At 71.4% G+C, this 5734-nt stretch carries 6 protein-coding genes; 4 read left to right on the top strand and 2 right to left on the bottom strand.

Going from position 1 to position 5734, the window contains the following annotated elements; genetic code table 11:
- Positions 1-411 (bottom strand): 2-C-methyl-D-erythritol 4-phosphate cytidylyltransferase (locus tag FV223_RS18520; RefSeq protein ID WP_147728392.1); only part of this gene is annotated, 411 nt, incomplete at its 3' end.
- Positions 412-588: 177 nt separating this feature from the next.
- On the opposite strand from FV223_RS18520, the gene dusB reads away from it, so the two are divergent.
- The 3 genes from dusB to ntrC are packed head-to-tail and all read left to right on the top strand — an operon-like array spanning position 589 to position 4246.
- A complete protein-coding gene (gene dusB, locus FV223_RS18515) occupies positions 589-1593 on the top strand; it encodes a tRNA dihydrouridine synthase DusB (RefSeq protein WP_147728391.1) in 1005 nt (334 codons plus the stop codon).
- A gap of 26 nt (positions 1594-1619) precedes the next feature.
- Entirely contained in the window at positions 1620-2777 is a 1158-nt protein-coding gene (locus FV223_RS18510) for an ATP-binding protein (protein ID WP_187274736.1), read from the top strand.
- 5 nt (positions 2778-2782) lie between these two features.
- The gene (ntrC, locus tag FV223_RS18505) at positions 2783-4246 is read left to right on the top strand and encodes a nitrogen regulation protein NR(I) (protein WP_147728390.1); all 1464 of its coding nucleotides are present in this window, start codon (positions 2783-2785) and stop codon (positions 4244-4246) included.
- A 26-nt stretch (positions 4247-4272) separates the two neighbouring features.
- On the opposite strand, the gene FV223_RS18500 is transcribed toward ntrC, so the two are convergent.
- The gene (locus tag FV223_RS18500) at positions 4273-5067 is read right to left on the bottom strand and encodes a flagellar hook basal-body protein (RefSeq protein WP_147728389.1); all 795 of its coding nucleotides are present in this window, start codon (positions 5065-5067) and stop codon (positions 4273-4275) included.
- Between the two features lie 133 nt (positions 5068-5200).
- Between FV223_RS18500 and FV223_RS18495 the strand changes: the two genes are divergently transcribed.
- Positions 5201-5734: alpha-hydroxy-acid oxidizing protein (locus FV223_RS18495; RefSeq protein ID WP_348644806.1), on the top strand; the 534-nt coding region annotated here is incomplete at its 3' end.

Here is a 5734-nt window from a genome sequence, read left to right as displayed (position 1 = left end):
GCCGTGGTCGCGCCCGGCGGCGACGGCGCGGGCGATCAGCCCGGCATCGACGAAGGGCCGGGCCGCGTCGTGGACGAGGACCACGTCCGGTGCGCCCGCCGCCGCGAGCGCTTCGAGCCCGGCTCGGACCGAGTCCTGGCGCGTCGCCCCGCCCTCGACCGGCGGCAGCAGCTTGTCTGCGATGGCGGGCGCGAGCTCGGTGCGGCAGGTGTCGTAGAACGCGGCCGCGTCGGCGGCGATCACCACCTGGATCCGGCCGATCACGGGGTCGCGGCCGAGGGCGTCGAGGGTGCGGGTGAGGACCGCCTGCCCGCCGACGCGACGGTACTGCTTGGGCATCCCGCCGCCGATGCGGATGCCGCGACCGGCCGCCACGACGACGACGGCGACGCTCGATCCGGGTTCGGACATGCCTGGGGGTTTCCGTCGTGCCGGGGCCGAGACCGCCTGCCATGCGGCCGGTTCGGGTCCTCAAAAATCTGCCTGTCGTTTATGCGGGGGATGAAGCGAAATCAAATCGCGCGGTTCCCCGCCCAACCCTCGCCCGGGGGCTTGCGCCGGGCTGGTTTTGTCTATTTGTTGTGCAGAATGATGGCTGATCATTATTTGAGCGTCCTGCGAGGGGAGCGCTCGGTCGATCCGGTGGTGCTGCTGGCGCCGCTATCGGGCGTCACTGACCTGCACATGCGCCGCATCGCGCAGGGTGCCGGCGCGAGCGCGGTGGTGTCGGAGATGGTGGCGGCGGCCGAGTTCGCGCGCGGTTCGGAGGAGGCGCGGCTCAGGGCGGAAGGGTCGGGCATCGCGCCGCACATCGTCCAGCTCGCCGGCTGCGCCCCCGAGCCGATGGCCGAGGCCGCCCGGATCGCCGCCGCGAACGGCGCCGACGTGATCGACGTCAACATGGGCTGCCCGGCCAAGATCGTCACCGGCATCGCCTCGGGCTCCGCGCTGATGCGCGACCTCGACCATGCGGCCCGCCTCCTCGGCGCCGTGCGCGAGGCGGTGTCGATCCCGGTGACGGTGAAGATGCGCCTCGGCTGGGACCACCACGGCCTGAACGCCGCGGAGCTCGCCCGCCGGGCCCAGGCGCTGGGGCTGAACGCGGTCACCGTCCACGGTCGCACCCGGCAGCAATTCTACAAGGGCAGCGCCGACTGGGACGCGATCCGGCCGGTCGTCGCGGCGGTGTCGATCCCCGTCATCGCCAACGGCGACGTGAAGGACCTTTCCAGCGCCCGGGCGTGCCTGGCGGCCTCGGGTGCTGCCGGCATCATGGTCGGCCGCGCGGCGGTCGGGCGCCCCTGGCTCGTCGGCGCCCTCGCCGCGGGGCTGGCCAGGCGCCCGGTGCCGACGCTGTCGCGGTCGGCCCGGGCGGGGCTGGCGGCGGCGCATTATGCCGGGCTGATCGCGCTCTACGGCGCAGCGATGGGCGTGCGTCATGCCCGCAAGCATCTGGCGGCCTATGCCGACGCGGCGGGCGGCCTCGATGCGGCCGAGCGCACGCGGCTCCTGACCACCACCGACCCGGAGGTGGCGGACCGGCTCCTGCGCGCCGCCTTCGAGGCCGCCCCGGCGATCGCGGAGGCCGCATGAGCGACGGGGAACCCAGGGACGAGGCGATGCCGATCGGTCTCGACCCCGCCGCCAAGGAGCCCGCGGCGAAACCCCGCGGCATGCCAAGCGCCGAGGCGGTGATCAACGCCCTGCCGTTGCCGGTGCTGACCATCGGCGCGGACGACCGCATCATGCACTGCAACCACGCGGCCGAAACGTTCTTCGACTATTCCGCCCGGCTGATGCAGCGGCGCCGGCTTCGCGACATCATCCCCTTCGCCTCGCCGATCATCGCGCTGGTGGCGGAGGTGCGCCGGCGCGGGTCCAGCGTCAGCGAGTACCGGGTCGAGCTGACGCAACCGCGCTCGGGCGCGGAGCGCAGCGTCGACGTGTTCGCCACCGCGCTTGGCGACGACGGCGAGGCGGTGGTGCTGATGCTCCAGGAGCGCACCATCGCCGACAAGATGAACCGCCAGCTGACGCATCGCGGCGCGGCGCGCTCGATGGTGGCGCTCGGCGCGATGCTCGCCCACGAGATCAAGAACCCGCTCGCCGGCATCCGCGGCGCGGCCCAGCTGCTCGAGCAGTCGGGGCCGGAAGAGGACCGGGTGCTGACCAGCCTGATCTGCGAGGAGACCGACCGGATCGTGCGGATCGTCGAGCGGATGGAGCTGTTCGGCGACGAGCGCCCGGTCGAGCGCGGCCCGGTCAACGTGCACGGCGTGCTCGATCAGGTGAAGCGCTCGGCGCAATCCGGGTTCGGGCGCCACATCCGCTTCGTCGAGACCTACGATCCGTCGCTGCCGCCGGTGCTCGGCAATCGCGATCAGCTCGTGCAGGTGATCCTGAACCTGGTGAAGAACGCGGCGGAAGCGATCGGCGCCGACGCGGTCGACGGCGAGATCACCCTGTCGACCGCCTTCCGCACCGGCCTGCGGCTTCAGGTCCCGGGCTCGCGCGAGCGCGTGAGCCTGCCGATCGAGGTGGCGGTGCGCGACAACGGCCCGGGCATCTCGGCCGAGCTGCTGCCGGATCTGTTCGACCCGTTCGTGACGACGAAGGCGCAAGGCTCCGGCCTCGGTCTTGCATTGGTCGCGAAGATCGTCGGCGATCATGGGGGCATCGTCGAGTGCGATCCCGCGCCCCGCCGCACCGCCTTCCGAATCCTCCTGCCCATGTCGAGCGCCCGCGACGGGCGCGAAGCGGTCGCGGAGCCCGAGTAAGAGTCATGCCCAACGGCCACATCATCGTCGCGGACGACGACGCCGCCATCCGCACCGTCCTCAACCAGGCGCTGTCGCGGGCCGGCTACGAGGTCCGCTCCACCGGCAACTGCGCGACCCTGTGGCGCTGGGTGGCGCAAGGGGAGGGCGACCTCGTCATCACCGACGTGGTGATGCCCGACGAGAACGTGTTCGACCTGCTGCCGCGCATCAAGCGGGTGCGGCCGGAGCTGCCGGTCATCGTCATGAGCGCGCAGAACACCTTCATGACCGCGATCCGCGCCTCCGAGCGCGGCGCCTACGAGTACCTGCCCAAGCCCTTCGATCTGAAGGAGCTGATCGCCATCGTCGGCCGGGCGCTGTCGCGCCCGCGCGGCACGGCCGCCGCCGCCGCGCCGCCCGACAACGAGGACATCCCGCTGGTCGGGCGCTCGCCGGCGATGCAGGAGATCTACCGGGCGCTCGCCCGGCTGATGCCGACCGACCTAACCGTGATGATCACCGGCGAGTCCGGCACCGGCAAGGAGCTGGTGGCCCGCGCGCTCCACGATTACGGCCGCCGGCGCACCGGCCCGTTCGTGCCCGTCAACATGGCCGCGATCCCGCGCGACCTGATCGAATCGGAGCTGTTCGGCCACGAGAAGGGCGCCTTCACCGGGGCGCTGCAGCGCTCGGCCGGCCGCTTTGAGCAGGCGGAGGGCGGTACGCTGTTCCTCGACGAGATCGGCGACATGCCGATGGAGGCGCAGACCCGGCTGCTGCGCGTGCTGCAGCAGGGCGAGTACACCACCGTCGGCGGCCGGGTGCCGATCAAGACCAACGTCCGCATCATCGCGGCGACCAACAAGGACCTGCGGATCTCGATCCAGCAGGGCATCTTCCGCGAGGACCTGTTCTTCCGCCTGAACGTCGTGCCGCTGCGGCTGCCGGCCCTGCGCGAGCGGTCCGAGGACGTGCCCGACCTCGTCCGCCACTTCTTCATCCAGGTCGAGCGCGAGGGCCTCACGCGGAAGATGCTCGACGGCGAGGCTATGGAGCGCCTGAAGCGCTACCGCTGGCCCGGCAACGTCCGCGAGCTGGAAAACCTCGTCCGGCGGCTCGCCGCCCTCTACCCGCAGGAGACCATCACCGGCCCGGTGATCGAGGCGGAGCTCGACACGCTGCCGCTCAGCCCCCCGGCCTCGGCCGGGAACGGCACCGCGCGCAAGGCCGGCGCCGACAACGAGACCCTGTCCGGCGCGGTCGAGCGCCACCTCTCGGACTACTTCTCCGGATACCGCGACACGCTGCCCCCGCCCGGCCTGTATCACCGGATCCTGCGCGAGATCGAAGGCCCGCTGATCGGCGCGGCGCTCGCCGCCACCCGCGGCAACCAGATCCGCGCGGCGGAGCTTCTGGGCGTCAACCGCAACACCCTGCGCAAGAAGGTGCGCGACCTCGACCTGCAGGTGTTCCGAACGGCGCGCTAGGCGGACGGGTAGCGGCGCGCGCCGCGTCAGACGTACATCGCGATGGCCGATTGCAGCATCTCGTTGACGGTGCTGATCACCTTCGTGTTGGAGGAATAGGCCTGCTGCGTCTCGATCATCTTGGAGAACTGGTCCGAGATGCTCGCATTCGACTGCTCGACCGAGCCGCCGGTCACGGTCGCGCCGTTCAGGCCGAAGCTCGGCGCCCCGGTGCTCGCGGTCGCGACGAAGGCGCCGCCGTCGAGCGAGGCGAGCGTGTCCCGCGCGCCGAACTGGGCCAGGGCCAGGGTGCCGAGCGCCTGGGTGCTGCCGTCCGACAGGGTGCCGGTGAGGGCGCCGGCGGGCGAGACCGACAGGCTGGAGAGCGCGCTCGTGGCGGTGGCCGGCACCTGGACCGGCGCGCCCGTCGAGGCCCCGGCGAACAGGTAGTACCCGGCCCCGTTGACGAGGTACCCGCTGGCATCCGGCGCGAAGTCGCCGCGCCGGGTGTAGGCCAGCGTCGAGCCGAAGCTCGGCGCCGACGCGGTCCCGAGATTCTGCCGGACCACGAAGTAGCCGTCGCCGCCGATCGCGAGGTTCGTCGCGATGCCGGTCGACGCCACCGTGCCCTGGAGCCCCAGGTTCGACCGCGTGCTGATCGCGACGCCGCCGGCGGGCTGCGTCCCGGCCTCGGTCTGCGCCAGCATGTCGGCGAAGCTCGTATCCGTGCTCTTGAAGCCGGCCGTGGTGCTGTTGGCGATGTTCCCCGAGATGTTGTTCAGCGCGAAGGATTGGGCCGAGGTCCCGGTGATGGCGTTCGAGAGCGCATCCATCAGGCTCATCGCGGATCTCCATCAAGAACGGCCCGGTGCAACCGGGCCCGACCAGAACGTCGGCCGACCATTCCCCGGCCACCCTGATTTGAGGATTTCATCGTTAATACGCGGTGTGTAACGATTTATGTCTTGAGCTGGCATGAGCTCGCCCTGGAAGCAAAGCTCGACATCTTGGAAACATTTGGAAACGACTGAACTAGCGGCGCTCGGACACGGCACCGGCATGACCTGGGACTACGTGCGGCGCCTGCGCGGCCTCGTGAAGGGCAAGCTCGTGCTCCAGGGCATCGTCACGAGGGAGGACGCGAAGAGCGCGCTCGACCACGGCGTCGATGCGCTGATCGTGTCGAACCACGGCGGCCGGGCCGAGGCGAGCCTGCAATCCACGATCGGCGTGCCGCCGGAGATCGTGACGGCGGTGAACGGCCGGGTGCCCGTGCTGATCGACGGCGGCTTCCGCCGCGGCACCGACGTCCTCAAGGCCCTGGCGCTCGGCGCCACCGCCGTGTGCATCGGCCGCCCCTCCGTCTGGGGGCTGGCCGCCTTCGGCGAGCCCGGGGTCGCCGCCGTGCTCGCCATCATGCAGCGTGAGTTCGAGACGATCATGCGCCAGATCGGCGCCACCACGACCGCCGGGATCGGCGCCGCGGCGTCGACCGGGCCTGACACGCGC

Source organism: Methylobacterium sp. WL116 (assembly GCF_008039455.1).
Lineage (GTDB): Bacteria > Pseudomonadota > Alphaproteobacteria > Rhizobiales > Beijerinckiaceae > Methylobacterium.
This window is presented reverse-complemented; position numbering and strand designations above follow the sequence as displayed.